Raw genomic sequence first — 17,857 nt, 5'->3', positions numbered from 1 at the left:
TCCCCATGGGTGGTCCACAACCGATGGTCCGGATCGCTCAGGGCGCGTTGGCCGTTGCGCCGGAGATCGCGCCACCCGCGGTGCCGCCGCCGTTGCTGAAGCCCGCTGCGTTGCCCACGGCGAAGTTGATGACGCCCGAGGAGCCGCCGGTCGAACCCGAGGTGGCCGAGGTCGTCGTGCCGTTGACGATGCCGTTGACCGCACCCGAATTGGCGCTGAAGCCAGCCGTCGTGCCCGAGGTGCGCGTCACCACGGCGAGACCGCCGCCGGGGCCTGCAGCGGTGGCTGCGGTGTTGTTGGTGGTCGAGCCGGCTGCGCCGCCCGCAGCACCGCTCACGGGGTTCGCACCGCCGCCGGCGTAGTTGGCATTGGCGCTCGAGGTCGCATTGGCCTGTGCATTCGCACCGCCTGCGGCCACGCCGTTGCCGGTCGTTGCAGCCACGCTGGTCACGCGGCCTTGCGTGGTGGCCGCGCCGCTGGCCGTGGCGCCACCGAAGCGCAGGAACGAATTGCCCGCTGCGCCACCCGCCGCGTTGGCCGTGGCCGACGAGGTGGAGCTGGCGGCGTTGTAACTGAGTGCGCTGCCCGTTCCGGAGCTGGCGGCGACCGAGCCCGCCGAGCTGGAGGAACCGGTCGTGGTGTTGGTGACGGCGAGCGCCACGCTGCTGCCGGTTGCGGTCCCGATGCCAGCCACGAGAACCACTGCCATGGCGATAAGAGTCTTCTTCATGATGCTTCCTCGATAGTGTTGAAACGAACCCGATGGCCGGCGAATCCGGCCATCAGCGACGGTCAGCGAGCACGGAGTGAAGGGATTCCGTTGCGACCGGAAGGCAGTTTCAGCGGGGGGAAGCGAACGAAAAATGCCTCAGGCTGGGTAGAGGAAGGCTATGGCGAAAGCAATGCCCGAAGGCGTTTTCGGCGGAGGCAAGCAGCCGGTTTCAGGCCCTGTTCCCCTCGCGGGGACTATCACTTTGGTTCACAATCTGGCAATATTGCAACCGAAAGAAACCAAGGTAATCAAAAAAACCGATAGACGGAAAAAGAGTAGAAATCGATTAACTTTTGTTCACGAAGTCGCAACTTTTATCTGTGACAAGGGGGCGTAAATGGAAAACGATCTCGACATTTCATTGACCGATGTCGGTGGTGGCGCTAGGAAATTCTCCAATCCTGGCCAGTTCGGAGGGCTCCTCGCGCCCTCGGCAGATACCCTGCCGTGGCCGGACTACCTCATGGGCCAGGAAACCAAGCCCGTTCGTGTCCTGCTCGTCGACGACGACCCCTTTGTCCGCCGCGTCATCGCCCAGGAACTGCTGGGCGACCTGCGCATCCAGCTCGAAGGCCAGGCCGGCTCCCTGCGCGAGGGCCGGCGCCTCCTGATGCAGCATGAATTCGATGTACTCATGGTCGACATCCGCCTCGGAGACGGCAGCGGATTCGAGCTCATCGAAGAAGCCAAGAAGCACCGCAGCGCCGCCGAGATCATCGTCATTTCCGCGCTGGAAGACGAGCCTCAGGTGCTGCACGCCTTCGAGCTCGGCGCCTCGGGTTACCTGGTGAAGAACGCCTGGTTCCAGAGCTACGCCCAAGCCGTGCTGCAGGTGGTGAACGGCGGTGCCGCAATCACCCCCCGGCTGGCGCGCCGGCTGCTCGTGCACCTGGACCACCAGCGCGCCAATCCGAGCCCGGTGCGCCCGCCGGACAGCAAGGCGACCCTGTCGGCACGGGAGCGCGAAGTGTTGCGACTTGTAGCCACGGGGTACGTGACCGAAGAGATCGCGCTGCAGCTCACCATCAGCGCCCAGACGGTGAACGCGCACGTCAAGAACATCTACCGCAAGCTGCACGCCCACACCCGCGCGCAGGCCGTGAGCTTCGCCTCGCACCGGGGGCTGCTCTAGGGCGCGCTTCGGGCGCGCCGCGTTCGCAGCGGAGCCACCGATGCTCGCGCCCGCGCCCCAGCTCCCGCCGTACTTCCTGGAGGACCAGTTCGTGTGGCTTTCGATCGCTGCCTGGTGTGTGCTCCTGATCTGGCTCTGGCCGCACGCCTCACGCCAGCGGAGGATGCTGTGGGTGTGGCTGGCATTCGCGCTGCACCTGACACCGGTGGCGGGGCAGGCGATTCGCGCGACCTCTGCGATCACCACGCTGGGTACCGAGGCGCCGATCGCCTTCTGGGCCCTGCAGGGGGTCAACGCCGCCGTACTTTGCATGATCGTCGGCACGTGGTACCTCACGCGGCGTCGCCTGCAGCGCAACCGCCAGGCGCAGGCCGTGCTCGCGGAGCGCCGCCGCATCGCCAGCGACCTGCATGACGGCGTCGGCTCGCGGCTGGTGGCGCTCATGGCCAGCTACGACCCGCGCTCCGCCGACGCCCGCGAGCTGTCGATGGCCCTGCAGGCCTGCCTGCTGGAGCTGCAGATGACGGTCGACTCCCTCGACGACCAGGCCGACACCAGCATCGGCGAGCGTCTGGGTCATTTGCGTTACCGCCTGCAACCGGCGTTCGACCGGCTCGGCATCGCGCTCGTGTGGAACGTGCAGGACGTGGCGCTGTCGCCGCCGCTGTCTTCCGAAGCCGCGATGCAGCTGTGCCGCATCGCGCAGGAGGCCCTGTCGAATGTGCTGCGCCATTCGCAGGCCACCCGCGTCGAAGTGCGCTTCGGCCCGCGCGAGCGCTCGCACGGGCTGGTGCTCGAAGTGCTCGACGACGGCCGCGGCCTGGGTGCGGCGGCCGGCCAGGCCGGGGGCAAGGGGTTGCGCAGCATGCGCGAGCGCGCCGACGCGCTGCACGGCGAGCTGGCCGTCATGGACGCGGTGCCGCGCGGGTTGCGCGTCCGGCTCGTGATGCCGGGTGACGTGCTGCCACAGGCGGGGGTCGCGGCGCAGGCCGAGCGCACGTTGTAACCATGCCGCGGGGGTACCCGGCCGGCGGTGTCTTCGCCTATGGCAAACTTCCGCGCTTTGCCAGGGACGCGCTCAAGACATGCAGAAAATCATTCGCCAGCTCGCCGTTGAAATCAAGGTCGGCGAGCACCAGGTGAAGGCCGCCGTCGAACTGCTCGACGAAGGCGCCACGGTTCCGTTCATTGCCCGCTATCGCAAGGAAGTCACGGGCGGCCTCGACGACATCCAGCTGCGCGAACTGGAAGCCCGCCTGTCTTACCTGCGCGAACTTGAAGACCGCCGCGTGGCGGTGCTCAAGGCCATCGACGAGCAGGGCAAGCTGACCCCCGAGCTGCGCGCCGCGATCGAATTCGCGCCCACCAAGCAGGAACTCGAAGACCTGTACCTGCCGTTCAAGCAGAAGCGCCGCACCAAGGGCCAGATCGCCCGCGAATTCGGCATCGAGCCGCTGGCCGACAAGCTGCTGGCCGACCCGACGCTCGACCCGGCCGCCGAAGCCCAGGCCTTCCTGCAGCCCGCCACCACACTCGACGACGGCAAGCCGGGCCCCGATTTCTCCACCGTGCCGCTCGTGCTCGACGGCGTGCGCGACATTCTTTCCGAGCGCTGGGCCGAAGACGCCGTGCTCGTGCAGAGCCTGCGCGAATGGCTCTGGAACGAAGGCCTGCTCAAGTCCAGCCTGATGAGCGGCAAGGACGAGAACAACGCCGACATCGCCAAGTTCCGCGACTACTTCGACTACGACGAGCCCATCGGCCGCGTGCCCTCGCACCGCGCACTGGCCGTGTTCCGCGGCCGCGCGCTCGAAGTGCTCGATGCCAAGCTCGTGCTGCCCGTCGAGCCCGAACCGGGCAAGCCCAGCATCGCCGAAGGCAAGATCGCGCTGCACCTGGGCTGGAGCCATGCCGGCCGCCCGGCCGACGACCTGCTGCGCAAATGCGTGGCCTGGACCTGGCGCGTGAAGCTGGCGCTCTCGACCGAGCGCGACCTGTTCACCCGCCTGCGCGAAGACGCCGAAAAAGTCGCCATCAAGGTGTTCGCCGACAACCTGCGCGACCTGCTGCTGGCCGCGCCCGCCGGCCGGCGCGTCGTGATGGGCCTGGACCCCGGCATCCGCACCGGCGTGAAGGTGGCCGTGGTCGATTCGACCGGCAAGCTGGTCGAAACCGCCACCGTGTTCCCGCACGAGCCGCGCAAGGACTGGGAAGGCTCGCTGCACACGCTGGGCAAGCTGTGCGCCAAGCACGGCGTGAACCTCATCGCCATCGGCAACGGCACCGCCAGCCGCGAGACCGACAAGCTCGCCGGCGACCTCATCAAGCTGCTGGCCAAGATGGCCGCGCAGGCCGGCGCACCCGAAATGACGGTCGACAAGGTCGTCGTCAGCGAAGCCGGTGCCTCGGTGTACTCCGCCAGCGAATTCGCCTCGCAGGAAATGCCCGATGTCGACGTGAGCCTGCGCGGCGCCGCCTCGATTGCGCGCCGCCTGCAGGACCCGCTGGCCGAGCTCGTGAAGATCGACCCCAAGAGCATCGGCGTGGGCCAGTACCAGCACGACGTGAACCAGAGCGAACTTGCGCGCACCCTGCAGACCGTGGTCGAAGACTGCGTGAACTCGGTGGGTGTCGACCTGAACACCGCCAGCGTGCCGCTGCTCAGCCGCGTGTCCGGCCTGTCGGCCAGCGTGGCCAAGGCCGTGGTGCGCTGGCGCGAAGCCAACGGTGCGTTTTCCACCCGCAAGCAGCTGCTCGACGTGACCGGCTTCGGCCCCAAGGCCTTCGAGCAGAGCGCCGGCTTCCTGCGCATCCGCGACGGCGCCGACCCGCTGGACATCACCGGCGTGCACCCGGAAACCTACCCGCTGGTCGAGCAGATCATCGTGAAGACCGGCAAGCCGATCGCCGAGCTGATGGGCCGCGCCGACATGCTCAAGACGCTCAAGCCCGAGCTGTTCGCGAACGAGAAATTCGGCGTCATCACGGTCAAGGACATCCTGGGCGAACTCGAGAAGCCCGGCCGCGACCCGCGCCCCGACTTCAAGGTGGCGCGCTTCAACGACGGCGTGGACGACATCTCCGACCTCACCGAGGGCATGATCCTCGAGGGCACCGTGAGCAACGTCGCCCAGTTCGGCGCCTTTGTCGACCTCGGCGTGCACCAGGACGGCCTGGTCCACGTGAGCCAGCTGAGCCACAAGTTCGTCAACGACGCCCGCGAAGTCGTCAAGACCGGCGACATCGTCAAGGTCAAGGTGATGGAAGTCGACGTGGCCCGCAAGCGCATCGGCCTGTCGATGAAGCTCGACGCGGCCCCCGCACGCCGCGACGGCCCGCGCGACAACCGCTTCGAAGGCGCAGGCCGCGGTCAGCAGCAGCAAGGCCGGCGCGACAACGCGCCGCAGCCGGCGGGGCAGATGGCGAGTGCGTTTGCCAAGTTGCAGGGGTTGCGCAAGTAAGCCGGCAGTTCGCAGCATCGGAAGTCGATGCTGCGAGCCGGCGCACGGTCGCTAACCAGCTCGAAAACAGCCTGAGGGAGCGACCGACATGACATCCTGGCCAGTGCAGGACGCGAAGGCGAACTTCGACGAGATTCTTGAAGCCAGCCTGGCCGATGGACCGCAAGTGCTCACGAGGCGCGGCGACGCAGTCGCCGTGCTGGTGAAGGCGACGGAATGGCGGCGGTTGCAGGCGACGGTAAAACCGTCGCTCAAGGACCTGCTGCTCTCAGCCCATGCGCGGACAGAATCCCTCGTTCCTGCGAGAGATGCAGCGCATCCACGCCATGCTGCACGTTTCTTGCAGACACCGCCGGCATGAAAGCCCTGCGCATCTACGCCGGCCCCGCGGCCCGCCAGCACATCGAGCAACACGGCCTGCGCCCGCAGGACGTGCGCACCATCCCCGGCGCGGCGGGTGGGCCCAAGGGGTTGATCCTCGGGCCGCTCGATCGCTTCATCTTCGGGCGTTGGCTCACGCAGTCGAGCCAGCCGGTGGACCTGGTGGGTGCGTCGATCGGCGCGTGGCGGCTGGCGACGGCGTGCCTGTCGGACCCGGAGGCGGCGTTCGGGCGCTTCGAGCACGACTACGTACGCCAGCAGTTCGAAGTGCCGCCGGGCCAGAAGCGGCTCAGTCCGCACCAGCTCAGCGAGCGCTTCGCAGAAAGCCTCGACACCTTCTATGGCGGACGCATCGGCGAGGTGCTGGGCCATTCGCGCTACCGGCTGCATGTGGTGACCTCGCGCGGGCGCCACATCCTCGGGCGCGAGGGCAGGGCGCGCACGCCGGTCGGCTACCTGGGCGCTTTCGCGAGCAACAGCCTGCACCGCAAGAGCCTGGGCGCGTGGCTGGAGCGCTGCGTGTTCTCCACGCCCGGCGCGGCCTTGCCGTTCGGCACGACCGACTTCCGTACGCGACAGCACGCGCTGAGCGAGGCCAACTTCAACCGGGTGCTGCAGGCCTCGTGCTCCATTCCGTTTTTGCTGGCCGCGGTGCACGACATTCCGGGCGCGCCGCGCGGCGCCTACTGGGATGGCGGCATCACCGACTACCACCTGCACCTCGACTATCAGCCGGCCGACGAAGGCATCGTGCTGTACCCGCATTTCCAGCAGGCCGTGGTGCCGGGCTGGCTCGACAAGGGGCTGCGCTGGCGCCACAAGTCGACGCGCTTTCTCGACCGCATGGTGGTGCTCGCGCCGAATCCCGACTGGGTGAAGACGCTGCCGCACGGCAAGCTGCCCGACCGCAAGGATTTCATCCGCTTCGCGAACGACGCCCAGGCGCGCATCTCTGCGTGGGGCCAAGCCACGCGCGAGGCGACGCGGCTGTCGGACGAGTTCGAGGCCTGGCTCGGCGACGACGGGCGTTCGCGCGACATCCTGCCGCTCTGAGCGCACCTTGTCCCTTCGGGGACAAACCCTGAGCGCTGGCGGATGAGGGCGCTTCGAGAATGGTCTGATCCATGCCATCCGAAGGGTTCCCGACCATGCCGCACGCCACGCTCTCCCGCCGCCGTTTTTCCCTTGCCACGGCCGCCGCCGCTGCCAGCCTCGCCGCACCGTCTTTCGCGCAGAGTGCGTGGCCGAACAAGCCGATCCGCATCGTCGTGCCCTACACGCCGGGCGGCTTCACCGACCAGATGGCGCGGCTGGTGCAGGTGGGCCTGCAGACGCGGCTCGGCCAGCCCGTGGTGATCGACAACAAGCCCGGCGCCAACAGCCTGATCGGCGTCGATGCCGTGGCCAAGGCCGCGCCCGACGGCAGCACCTTCGGCGTCGTCATCGCGGCCTACACGGCCAACACCACGCTGTACCCCAAGCTGCCCTACGACCCGCGCAAGGACCTCGTGGGCGTGTCGCTCATGGGCGTGTCGCCGCTGCTCGCGGCGGTGAACAACGACGCGCCGTTCAAGACCGCGCGCGAGCTCATCGACTACGCGCGCGCGCATCCCGGCAAGATCAGCTTCGGCTCGTCGGGCAACGGCTCGGCGGCGCACCTCACGAGCGAGCTGTGGAAGTCGCTCACGCAGACCTACATGATCCACATCCCGTACCGCGGCGCGGTGCCTGCGCTGACCGACCTGATGGGCGGGCAGATCCAGCTGTTCTTCGACGCGCCCACGGGCCTCATCAACCAGGGCAAGGCCGGCAAGGTGCGGCTGATCGGCGTGGCCGGCGACAAGCGCCTGCCGGCCGTGCCCGACGTGCCCACCTTCATCGAGCAGGGCTTCGCGGGCTTCACCGGCAGCACATGGGCCGGCATGCTGGCACCGGCAGGCACGCCGCGCGACATCGTCAAGCGCATGTCCGAAGAGGTGGCGCGCATCATCAAGAGCGACGAGACGCGCGCCAAGCTCGATGCCATGGGCACCTTCCCGGCGGGCAGCACGCCCGAGGAGTTCGACGCGTTCATCGCGGCAGAGACCACCAAGTGGGGCAAGGTGATCCGCACGGCGGGCGTCAAGCTGGAGTGATCGCCCCTCGCTGCTTCAGGGCGCCAGCACCAGCACCTTGAACTGGCTGGGCACGATGCGCATGCCCACGATGTTGCAGCGGTTCTGCACCGCCAGGCTGGTCATGCGCGTGCAGGGCGTGCCCTTGAGCAGCACCGTGAACGCGCCGGTGATGTGGCGCGACGGCCCCATCACGGTCTGCGACACCACGCCCATCAGCACGCCGGCGTTGTCGCCGTTGGTGATCGGCGTGGTGGTCGCCATGTTGTGCACGGGCGTGCCGCCGTACAGGATGTTCCAGGCGTTGGGCAGGGCCGTCGGCCCGAGCGCGATGTTGGGGTAGGGCACGGGCAGCGCGGGCGGTGTCTTGCAGACATCGGGAAACGCGAGGTCCATTCCCATCATCTGTGCGTTGGCGAACATGGCGAAAGCTCCTTTTTCTCTGTCTGCATCAACCCATGTGGATCTGTTCGGCGTCGACCTTCACCAGCGCCTGGCTGGTCACGAAGGTGTTCTTCGCGTGCAGGCGCAGGCTTTCCGAGGCCTGCATGTCGATCTGGCCCGCGCGCACCTGCTCGACCTCTTCGGTGAGCCGAAAGCTCGAGCGCGTGAGCAGGCTCAGGCGGTCGAGCACGGTCTCGAGCGTGCGGCCCACGAAGCGCGCGACCAGCGTGGTCACGCGCACTTCGGCGCCGCGGTAGGCCATGTCGGTGATGTCGACGGTGGCCTTTTCGGCCTGAAGTGCGAATGCTGACGCTTGCAGCGCGATGCCGCCGCGGTGCGAGCGGATCGTGAGGTCGCCGTCGCTCACGAGCTGCGACTGGCTGGGGTCCGCCTGCGTGACGACGGCGATCAGGAACAGCTGGTCGCGCTGCGGCCCGGCCACGAGCACGACGTCGCCGGTGTGGGGCTGCAGCAGGCAGCTCGCGGCGCGCGGGCAGTGCCAGGGCGCGCCGCCTTGCTGCGGGTCGACGACGAAGCGGCCGTCGGGCAGCGATTGCACGACGGTGCCGAGCGCGCTGCCGGTCCAGGCCGGGGCGGCGATCGACGGCAGCGGCTTGCGCAGCAGCGCGTGCATCTCGGTCTCAGGCGTATCCGATAGCGGCGAGACAAGCTCGCGAACGGCGCGGTGGTTCATGGCAGGGTGTCCTGTGGATCGGTCGGCAGCGGCCGCCCGAAGGTGTCGCGGCCGGCGCGTTGTGGGCGGCTCGCGCGGGCCGCGGAAAAGCGCTCGGCCTCGAACAGCGCCGGGTCGCTGTCGAGCACGCCGAGACGATCGCTCCAGCGCACGCCGGTCTCGATCACGCGGTGCATCTGGGTCCGATGGAAGGTGGCGCCGCGCAGGTCGGCGTCGCTGAGGTCGGCGTATGAGAAGTCCGCGTACACGAGGTGGCTGCGGGCGAACGCGGTGCGGCGGCAGCTCGCGCGATGGAACACGCACTGTTCGAGCCGCGCGTCCGACAGGTCGGCGTCGTCGAGCCGCGCACCGACCCACAGGCTCTGGTCGAAGTGCCCGCCGCGCGCATCGGCCCGGCGCAGATCGGCTTCAGGGAACAGGCACTGGGGCGCCTGCACGCCCGACAGCACCGCGCCTTCGAGCTTCGCGCCCTTGAAGTTGCACTGACTCAGCCGTGCACCGGCGAAGTTGCAGCCCGTCAGGTCGGCATCGATGAACTGGCAGAGATGAAAGGACTGAGTCGAGAAGTCCTGCCCCGCGAGGTCGGCCTCGCCGAAGATCACGTTGTGAAAACTCGCGCCCCGGAAGTGCGTGCCGCGCAGCGCCGCGCGGTAGAAGACGGTGGTGTTCAGCGCCACGGCGCCGAAGCGCGTGCCGTCGAGGCGGCATTCGCCGAACACCGACTTGGTGAGGTCCGCGCGCTCGAAGCCCGCGCCGTCGAGCGTGCTCTGGTGAAAGGTGGCCTGGCCCGCCTGCGCTTCGGCCATGTCGGCACCGCACAGGTCGGCTTCGTTGAAGACTGCGTGCGCCATCGCCGCTGACCGCAGGTGCGCGCGGGGCAGGGCGCATCGGTTGAAGGCGGCGTGCTGCAGGTCGGCGGCGTCGAGCACCGCGTCGTCGAAGCGGCAGCTGTCGAACACCGATTCGCCCAATCGCGCGGCATGCAGGTTGGCGCGGCGGAAGTCGCAGGCGCCGAAGCTGCCGCCACGCAGGTCCATGCCGTCGAAGTTCATGCCCTGGAAGTCCTGGTCCTGGATGTGTTCGCCGCCGCGGATCTTCGCTGCCAGCTCGGCCGGCGTCATCGGGCCGAATCCGCGGCGCGGCGCGGGAGGGTCTTGGCCTGTTCGAGGTACGCGCCGTGCGTGTCGGTCACGCTGTCGATCAGGGTCTGCGAGACGTCGGCGCGGAACAGGTTGGCCTCGCGCAGGTCGGTGCGGACCAGGCGGGCTTTCTGGAGGCTGGCATGCATGAGGTTGGCGCCGCGCAGCGAAGCCTGCGTGAAGTCGGCGCGGATGAACAGGCTTTCGGGCGCATCGCAGCCGCTCAGGTCGGCGCCGGTGAGGCTACAGGCCGACAGGTCGCACGTGTCGAGCGTGGCGCGCACGAAGCGCGCGCCGTCCAGCGGCATCTCGCGCAGGCCGCACTGCACCAGCGTCGCGTCTTCGAAGTCCATGGTGCGCAGGCTGCTGCTGCCGACGAAGCAGGTGGTGTGCAGGGTCGCGCCGCGAAAGACGATGCCGGTATCGCCCGGCGTGTGGGCCCAGGCGCAGGCTTCGAGCCTGGCGCCGGTGAAGTCGAGCCGCTCGGCGATGCACGAGATCAGCCCGACCTTGTGGAGCACGGCGCCGCGAAAGCTGCAGTCCTGCAGGCGGGTCTGTTCGATGAAGGTCACGTAGGAAAAGCGTGCGGTGTCGAAGCGGCAGTGTGAAACCTGCAGGCCGAGCACGGTCAGGTGTTCCAGCGAAGCCTGCGAGAAATCGCAGTGGTCGAAGTGCGTCTGCTCGAGCGTGGTGTGATGCAGCTGCGCGTCGGTGAAATCGGTGTGGACGCAATGGGCCACGCTGAGGTTCGCGCGGTGCAGCACGCAGCCCGCGAGCGAGGCGCGCGAAAGGCGCGCACGCACGAGCACGGCCTCGGTGGCATCGGCGCCATCGAGCCGGGCGCCTTCGAGGTTCGCGTGTTCGAGCAGCGTGCGGTGCAGGCGCGCGCTGCGCAGGTCCATGCCCGACAGGTCAGCGCCCGTGAGGTCCATCTCCGAGAGGTCGCGCGTGGTGGCCATCGCGTCCTGCACACGCCGACGCGCCTCGTCGGCGCGTTCGCCTTCGAGCACGTCGGCCGGCAACTGGTGCTGCGCGTCCATGCGGTACATGTCGATCAGCCCACGCTGGCCTTTCTCGACCACCTCTGCGAAGGCCTGCTGCTGCGCGGGCGGCAGCGCGGCCGTGCCCGTGGCAGCAGCGATGCCGAACATGCCCTGCAGCACGGTCTGTGCATCGAAGGCGGGCGGGCCTTTGGTCGTGGTGCGGTCGATGCCGGCCACCAGCGCGGCCGAGTCGAACCCGACCTGGCGCGACTCGACCGCGTTGAGTTGCCCCGCGCGTTCGAGTTCGCGCCGACCGTCTTCGAGCGCCTTGCGTTGGTCCTCGGTGAAGCGCTTCGTTCGCTCGACGAATTCCGGCAGTTCGGCAAGCGTCGGCATCTTTCGGAATGGCTCTGGCATTGGCCGTTCGCGCAGCAGACGCGGATCGTGACCGGCCTCGCTCGCCTTCTGCATCATGTCCGCGCGCAGCCGGTCGCCGCGCTCGCGCATGTTGCGCACCAGGGCGGATTCCTCGCCCTCGTCCAGCGTGTCGAGCCAGGGGCCGATGGCTTGTGCGGGCAGCAGTTCGTCGTCGCGCGCCGCATGCAGCGCGCCGGTCTCGGGATCGCAGCGGCGCTGGAGCAGGGCGAAGTAGTGCGCCAGCGGGCGCGGCGCATCGCTCGCGGCTTCAATCGCCGGCATGACATGCGTCACGTCATCGGCGTCGTCTTCCACGATGTCGATCTCGCCGTGGTGTATCAGCGCCACCTGTCCGCGGTGCGGAAAGAACCACGCCGTGGTGAGGCGCATGGGCACTTCGTCGAACTGCTCGGGCTCGCGACCGCGACCGCTCCGCCGCGCGATGAAGGCGCGCGCACGCCAGTCGGGCAGGCGCCCGCGCTGCACCGGTTGCGTGGGGTGCATGTGCAAGATTTCGTAGGGCGTATCGCCGGGGATGTGGTCGCGCGCGGGCCAGCGCTGCTGCGGCGGCGCGGCGTTGAAGAAGCGCCAGTCCATGTCCTCCGCAAAACCGGGGAACAGGTGCTCACGCCAGTGGCCGTCGTACTGCCGGCCGATCAGGCGCATGCGGCTGGGCCGCGTCAGGTCGATCGCGCCGAAGCCGGCCGGTTCGGTCTCGCGGTCGGGCCGGTCGATGCGCTGCTTCGGGACTTCGATGTTCGGCAGGCGCTGCACCTGAAGGCCGTTGACGATTTCGTGCGCGTGCCCGATGCCCTGCGGGTTCTCGGCGAAGCCGGGGCCGCCATAGGCGCGGGTGGCGTCGAGCCGCATCGACTCGAAGGGCTGCGGCGCGGTGGCGCGGCCGTCGAGCCAGAAGCGGTCGCCGAACACCAGCAGCTGGCGCGAAAGCTCACCCACGCGCATCGCGACGGCGCACGCGGTCTTGTCGTCCTGGTGGTGCGTGTAGGCGTGGCCGGTGGCCAGGAACTCGGCGTGAGGTTTGGGAATGCCCAGGTCGATGGCGCCCGTGGGGCCGAGCTCTTCGGCGGCGATCTTCCAGAAGTCCGGCTCGGGCAGCAGCACGGGCGCGGCGTCCATCGACACCATGCCCATCAGCGTGACGCCCAGGCGTTGCTGGCGGCCCCGCAGGAAGGGGCGCGTGATGACGCTCAGCCGCAGCGGCTTGACGGTTTTCAAGGCGCGGCTAGCTCCGTGCAGGTGCCATTTCGAGCGGCGTGCGCTGCCGGTCGACCGACACCACGTCGGGATGTGCCGGGTCCTGGACCAGGTGCAGCGTGGCGCCCGGCACCGCGAGGCGGGGCAGCAGCAGCTCGTCGACCAGCGTGCGCAGCACCACGGTCGGCACGGGGGACGTGGGCGGCATCTGCAGCGTGAATTCGAGCGCGACCATGCACTGGCCGTGGCTGCCCGGGCTCGTGAGCTGGTGTTCGGAGCGCCGCACCTGTGCCACGACGCCGTGCGTGGCCACGCCCGCAAAGCCCAGGCGCTTGCCGATGCGCCGCTCCTGCGTGTACTTGCGCTGCTCGCGCGTGGCGGTGACGACCACTGCGACGCCGGCCAGCAGCGCCCCGCCCATCATCACGGCGAAGACGCTCCAGAGGATTTGCTCCCAGACGGGCATCGGCAATTCAGACCTTCACGGTCATCGCCTTGGCGGCGAAGGCCAGGCCGCCGCTCGCGATCTTCATGCCGATGTTCGCGACCTTGAGGTACTTTCCCTCGATCTCGGTGGCCGAGTTCTGCGAGCGGAACACCGCCACGTCGAGCCGAATGCCCGAGAACTGCGAGTTGAGGAGGTAGTTCTGCTGGCGCAGCCCCCACAGGTCGAGCGCCACCCCGACCGCCGAGAAACGTGCCCCCACGCCGCCCGCGCGGTACCAGCGCCAGTCGTTGCTCTTGGCGTAGTTGTTGATGTAGGTCTTCGAGTTGTTCGTGTAGTCGTTCGTGATGTTCTTGTAGGTGTTCGACGTCGTGTTGTAGACGTTGGTGTTGATCACGTGCTGCGTCGTGTTGTGGATGTGGTTCGTGGTGTTGAAGGTCACGTCCGGCGAGGTGTGCACGGTGGGGCCGGTCACCGTGGTGTTCGACGGGCCGTTGACGTGCACGGTGTTCGACGTGTTGATCGTGTCGTTGCGGCCCGCGCTCACGAAGCGGATTTCCTGCCCGTCGATGGTGCCGTTGAAGCCGCCGCTGATCGCGAGCGTCACGCCGCCGGAGATGGTGTCCGTGAGCCCGCCGCTGAGCGTGCGCGTCTTGCCGCCCGTGATGCGCTGCGTCACGCCGCCGCTCACGGTTTCGCTGAAGCCGCCGGTCACGTCGCGCGTGTCGCCGCCGGTGATGGTTTCTGTCGCGCCCGCGGTGATGTCGCGCGTTTCGCCGTCCTGATAAGTGGCCGACTCGTGGCCCTTGATGAGCGTGGTGCGTGTGCCGTCGGTGGTGTGGGTTTCGTCGGCTTCCACTTCGACGTCGAGGTTGCGCTCGGCGTGCAGCAGGATCTGCTCGGCGCCCGCGCGGTCTTCGAAGCGCAGCATGTTGGCCTGGTTGGCCGCACCGCCGGTGCTGGAGCGCGTGAGGATGCCGCTGGCCGTTGCGTTGGCGGGCAGCTCCCATGGCGGCATCTGGTCGCTGTTGTAGACGCGGCCGGTGATGATGGGCCGGTCGGGCTGGCCGCCGATGAAATCGACGATCACTTCCTGGCCCACGCGCGGCATGTGCAGGGTGCCGTAGTTGGCGCCGGCCCAGTTGCTCGACACGCGCACCCAGCACGAACTGTTTTCGTCCGACTGGCCGTAGCGGTCCCAGCGGAACTGCAGCTTCACGCGGCCGAAGCGGTCGGTCCAGATCTCTTCGGGGCCGACCACGGTGGCGGTCTGCGGGCCGTTGGTGCGCGGGCGCGGCGTGGTGCGCGCCGGGCGATAGGGCACGCCCGAAGGCAGCACGGTGAAGTCGAACTCGCACACCGATTCGCTGCTGCCGCCGCTCGAATATTCGGGCTCGCGCAGGTCGTAGCGCGTCTCGGTGACGAGGTACTCGCGGTTGTCGGCCTCGCGCGGGCAGTGCGTCATCTCGAACAGGTGGCCCGGCGCCATGCCGACCACGTTGGTATGGCCCGAGGCCAGCTCGTGCGCGCACTGCAGCTCTTGCAGGCGGATCTTCGCGTAGGCATCGCCTTGCTGGTGCTCGCTGTAGCCGCCCAGCCATTCATAGACTTCGTAGGTCGCGTGGTCGTGGCCCTTGGGATCTTGCTGCACGCTTTGCAGCGAGGCGCGCGACTTGCGGAAGTCGAAGTCGTCGAGCATCACGCGGCCCGAGGTGATCTGCTCGGCCACGCGCCAACGGTCGATGCAGGGCTCCAGCGCATTCACCACGCGGTCGCGCGGACGGTACGGAATGCGGGCATGGCCCGGCAGCTTGGCGTAGCCGCCGGCGTCGTCGGCCAGCACCAGCAGGTGCGAGCCGTTGCTGTGCTCGAAGTGGTAGGCGATGCCTTCGTGCTCCATGAGACGGCTCACGAAGGCGAAGTCGCTCTCCTGGTACTGCACGCAGTATTCCCAGGGGCGGTAGCTGCCGGTGAGGCGCTTCTCGAACTGGAAGCCGTACTTGCCCAGCACCGCGTCGAGCACCTCGGGCACGCTCTGGTTCTGGAAGATGCGGCAGTCGGTGGTGCGCGTGAGATACCACAGCCAGGGCTGCACGAGCGCGCGGTAGATGTAGTGGCGGCCGGTTTCATTGGCGCGCCCGACCAGCTCGAAGCGCACCACGGTGCCGTTGAGGTAGCGCGGCGCGCCGTCGTCGGCAATGGCCAGCGTGAGCGAGGTGCCGAGCAGGCGCTTCAAATCGAGGTTGAAGCTGGTGCTGACCATGTCGACCTCGAACTCGAAGAGTTGCGAGAGTCCTTCGTGTCCCCGCATCGCGCGGAACTTGAGCTGCTCGGTGCTCAGGACGGTATGGACTTGAACGGTACGCGGCATTCGGCACTTCCCTGACCCCTCGGGCTTTCACGGATGCGAAGCCTCTGCAGATGGGGCTGGGACAGTATGAAAACGCCGCGTGTCATGTCCATGACGCGCCCATGCAAAAGGCCGTCGAAACGGCCTTTTACAAACGGGAATGCACGCCTGCGCGGCAGGAGTGACGCAAAGGTTTTACATCGACGCTTCGAGCATGGCCTTGTAGTCGTCGCGCGTGGCCAGCCGCGGGTTGGTCTTGTGGCAATGGTCGGCCATGGCGCCGTCGATGATCTGTTCGAACATCGCGGGCGTCACGCCCACTTCGGCCAGGCCGGCGGGCAGGCCGAGGCGCGCGTTCATGTCGCGGATCGCATCGCCGAGGTCACCGGCCGAATCCAGGTGCATGGCCTGCGCCATGCGCTGCAGGCGCTGTTCTTTCTGCACCGACTCGGCACCGGCGTTGAAGTGGATCACCGCGGGCAGGAAGAGGGCGTTGAGCGTGCCGTGGTGCAGGCGCGGATCGACGCCGCCCAGGCTGTGGCTCAGCGAATGCACGCAGCCCAGGCCCTTCTGGAAGGCCATGGCGCCCTGCATCGACGCGCTCATGAGGTTCAGGCGCGCCTCGCGGTCGCTGCCGTCTTTGGTGGCGCGTTCGATGTGGCCCCAGGCGCGCTCCAGGCCATCGAGGCCGATGCCGTCGGCCGGCGGGTTGAAGGCGGCCGACATGAAGGTTTCCATGCAGTGCGCAATGGCGTCCATGCCGGTGGCGGCCGTGAGCCGGGGCGGCAGGCCGAGCGTGAGCTCGGGGTCGCAGATGGCGGCCTTGGGCATGAGGAACCAGCTGTGGAAGCCCAGCTTGCGGTGGTCGTCGACGATGACGATGGCGCCGCGCGCCACCTCGCTGCCAGTGCCGCTGGTGGTGGGCACGGCAATGAGCGGCACCGCGCGCTCGGTGATCTTGGGCGAGCCGCCTTCGATGGTGGCGTAGGTCTTGAGCGGGCCTTCGTGCGTGGCCGCGATGGCCACGCCCTTGGCGCAGTCGATGGCCGAGCCGCCGCCTACGGCGATGAGGCCGTCGCAGCGGCCGCTGCGGTAGAGCTCGACGGCGGCGCGCACGGCGGCCTCGGTCGGGTTGGACGGCGTCTGGTCGAACACCGAGACCTCGAGATCGGCGATGGCATCGAGCGCCTTCTGCAGCACGCCGGCCGCGCGAACGCCGGCGTCGGTAACGATCAGGGGGCGGTGGATGCCGATGCGCGCGCACTCGCTCGACAGGAGCTTGATGGCGCCGAATTCGAACTGGATCTGGGTGAGGTATTGGATGAGAGCCATGAGGGTGAACGCCCGAGGGCAGTACGATTGCTGACCGTTCGAATCTAACAAGAGGGGACATTCTTGCCCACCAACAAAACCCTTGCGTCTGTCGCCCTCGGCACAGTGCTGCTGGCGGCCTCCGCGCACGCCGCCTGCCTCAGCGACACCCAGGTGGCCGACTTCGCCGCCGCGCAGGCGGCACGCACGCCCGCCGCCGACATCGAGAACCTCAACGAGGCCGACGCCGCCTGCACGCGCGCCAAGCTCAACGTGCTGCATGCGCGCAACCTGGGCGAGGTGGTCGGCTACAAGGCCGGCCTCACCAACCCCGCGGTGCAGAAGCGCTTCAACTACGACCAGCCGGTGTGGGGCGTGCTCTACCAGCGCATGCTGCTCGACAGCGGCGCGGTGGTCGATGCGGCCTTCGGTGCGCGGCCGCTGTTCGAAGCCGACATGCTGGTGCGCGTGAAGAGCGCCGACATCCACAAGGCCAGGACGCCGGCCGAGGTGCTGGCCAACATCGACCAGCTGATTCCCTTCATCGAGCTGCCCGACCTCGCGGTGCAGACGCCGTCCAAGCTCAACGGCCCGGGCGTGGCGGCCATCAACGTCGGTGCGCGGCTCGGTGTGCGTGGCCTGCCGGTCGATGTGCCGGCCACGGCCGACGGCCAGTCGGGGATGCTCGAGAGCCTGCGCGACATGCGCGTGGTCATGAAGGACGGGCAGGGCAAGGAGCTGGCCACCGGCAAGGGCTCGGACATCCTCGAGCACCCGCTCAATGCCGTGGTGTGGCTGGCCGGTGCACTGGCCAAGGAAGGCATCGCGCTGAAACCGGGCGACCTGATCAGCCTGGGCTCGTTCTCGCCGCTGCTGCCGCCCAAGGCGGGGTTGACGGTGGTGGTGAGCTACGAAGGGCTGTCGCGCATGCAACCGGTGGTGGTGTCTTTCAAGTGAGTACGACCACTACAACGAACAACCGTCTCGCTCAGCCCGCAC

General features: G+C 68.3%; 15 protein-coding genes. 7 read left to right on the top strand and 8 right to left on the bottom strand.

Going from position 1 to position 17,857, the window contains the following annotated elements:
- Positions 1 to 37: 37 nt before the first annotated feature.
- On the bottom strand, positions 38 to 730 hold the full coding sequence (locus tag RZE79_RS15015) for a hypothetical protein (RefSeq protein WP_153284311.1): 693 nt from the start codon (positions 728 to 730) through the stop codon (positions 38 to 40).
- Positions 731 to 1,109: 379 nt separating this feature from the next.
- On the opposite strand from RZE79_RS15015, the gene RZE79_RS15010 reads away from it, so the two are divergent.
- The 6 genes from RZE79_RS15010 (at position 1,110) to RZE79_RS14985 (ending at position 7,881) form a co-directional block, all read left to right on the top strand.
- Positions 1,110 to 1,904: a response regulator transcription factor gene (locus tag RZE79_RS15010; RefSeq protein ID WP_153284312.1), complete on the top strand. Its 795-nt coding sequence runs from the start codon at positions 1,110 to 1,112 to the stop codon at positions 1,902 to 1,904.
- Between the two features lie 40 nt (positions 1,905 to 1,944).
- Positions 1,945 to 2,910, top strand: a complete 966-nt coding sequence (locus tag RZE79_RS15005) for an ATP-binding protein (protein WP_319361023.1) — start codon at positions 1,945 to 1,947, stop codon at positions 2,908 to 2,910.
- Positions 2,911 to 2,989: 79 nt separating this feature from the next.
- Positions 2,990 to 5,365, top strand: coding sequence for a Tex family protein (locus RZE79_RS15000; RefSeq protein WP_319361022.1), 2,376 nt, complete (start codon positions 2,990 to 2,992; stop codon positions 5,363 to 5,365).
- An 88-nt stretch (positions 5,366 to 5,453) separates the two neighbouring features.
- Entirely contained in the window at positions 5,454 to 5,726 is a 273-nt protein-coding gene (locus RZE79_RS14995; protein WP_319361021.1) for a type II toxin-antitoxin system Phd/YefM family antitoxin, read from the top strand.
- The gene (locus RZE79_RS14990) at positions 5,723 to 6,799 is read left to right on the top strand and encodes a phospholipase (RefSeq protein ID WP_319361020.1); all 1,077 of its coding nucleotides are present in this window, start codon (positions 5,723 to 5,725) and stop codon (positions 6,797 to 6,799) included. Before RZE79_RS14995 ends, RZE79_RS14990 begins: the two co-directional genes overlap by 4 nt.
- Before the next feature lie 95 nt (positions 6,800 to 6,894).
- Positions 6,895 to 7,881, top strand: coding sequence for a tripartite tricarboxylate transporter substrate binding protein (locus tag RZE79_RS14985; RefSeq protein WP_319361195.1), 987 nt, complete (start codon positions 6,895 to 6,897; stop codon positions 7,879 to 7,881).
- A 15-nt stretch (positions 7,882 to 7,896) separates the two neighbouring features.
- Here the strand turns inward: RZE79_RS14985 and RZE79_RS14980 are convergent, their stop codons facing one another.
- The 7 genes from RZE79_RS14980 to RZE79_RS14950 all read right to left on the bottom strand — a co-directional run bounded on the left by RZE79_RS14980 (position 7,897) and on the right by RZE79_RS14950 (position 16,879).
- Positions 7,897 to 8,283, bottom strand: coding sequence for a DUF4150 domain-containing protein (locus RZE79_RS14980; protein WP_056580973.1), 387 nt, complete (start codon positions 8,281 to 8,283; stop codon positions 7,897 to 7,899).
- A gap of 28 nt (positions 8,284 to 8,311) precedes the next feature.
- Positions 8,312 to 8,998: a DUF3540 domain-containing protein gene (locus RZE79_RS14975; protein ID WP_319361019.1), complete on the bottom strand. Its 687-nt coding sequence runs from the start codon at positions 8,996 to 8,998 to the stop codon at positions 8,312 to 8,314.
- The gene (locus tag RZE79_RS14970) at positions 8,995 to 10,119 is read right to left on the bottom strand and encodes a pentapeptide repeat-containing protein (RefSeq protein ID WP_319361018.1); all 1,125 of its coding nucleotides are present in this window, start codon (positions 10,117 to 10,119) and stop codon (positions 8,995 to 8,997) included. The genes RZE79_RS14975 and RZE79_RS14970 overlap by 4 nt, the downstream gene beginning before the upstream one ends.
- Positions 10,116 to 12,773: a DUF2169 domain-containing protein gene (locus RZE79_RS14965; RefSeq protein WP_319361017.1), complete on the bottom strand. Its 2,658-nt coding sequence runs from the start codon at positions 12,771 to 12,773 to the stop codon at positions 10,116 to 10,118. The genes RZE79_RS14970 and RZE79_RS14965 overlap by 4 nt, the downstream gene beginning before the upstream one ends.
- A gap of 7 nt (positions 12,774 to 12,780) precedes the next feature.
- Positions 12,781 to 13,218: a hypothetical protein gene (locus tag RZE79_RS14960; RefSeq protein ID WP_319361016.1), complete on the bottom strand. Its 438-nt coding sequence runs from the start codon at positions 13,216 to 13,218 to the stop codon at positions 12,781 to 12,783.
- A gap of 7 nt (positions 13,219 to 13,225) precedes the next feature.
- Positions 13,226 to 15,568, bottom strand: a complete 2,343-nt coding sequence (locus RZE79_RS14955; RefSeq protein WP_319361015.1) for a type VI secretion system tip protein TssI/VgrG — start codon at positions 15,566 to 15,568, stop codon at positions 13,226 to 13,228.
- Between the two features lie 174 nt (positions 15,569 to 15,742).
- Entirely contained in the window at positions 15,743 to 16,879 is a 1,137-nt protein-coding gene (locus tag RZE79_RS14950; RefSeq protein WP_319361014.1) for an iron-containing alcohol dehydrogenase, read from the bottom strand.
- 63 nt (positions 16,880 to 16,942) lie between these two features.
- Here RZE79_RS14950 and RZE79_RS14945 point away from each other — a divergent pair, with 63 nt between their 5' ends.
- Positions 16,943 to 17,815: a fumarylacetoacetate hydrolase gene (locus RZE79_RS14945; protein ID WP_319361013.1), complete on the top strand. Its 873-nt coding sequence runs from the start codon at positions 16,943 to 16,945 to the stop codon at positions 17,813 to 17,815.
- Positions 17,816 to 17,857: the final 42 nt, after the last annotated feature.

It is taken from the genome of Variovorax sp. EBFNA2, assembly GCF_033802765.1.
Taxonomy (GTDB): Bacteria; Pseudomonadota; Gammaproteobacteria; order Burkholderiales; family Burkholderiaceae_C; genus Variovorax; species Variovorax paradoxus_H.
Note: the sequence above shows the minus strand (reverse complement) of the source record. Positions and strands in the feature narration are given on the sequence as shown.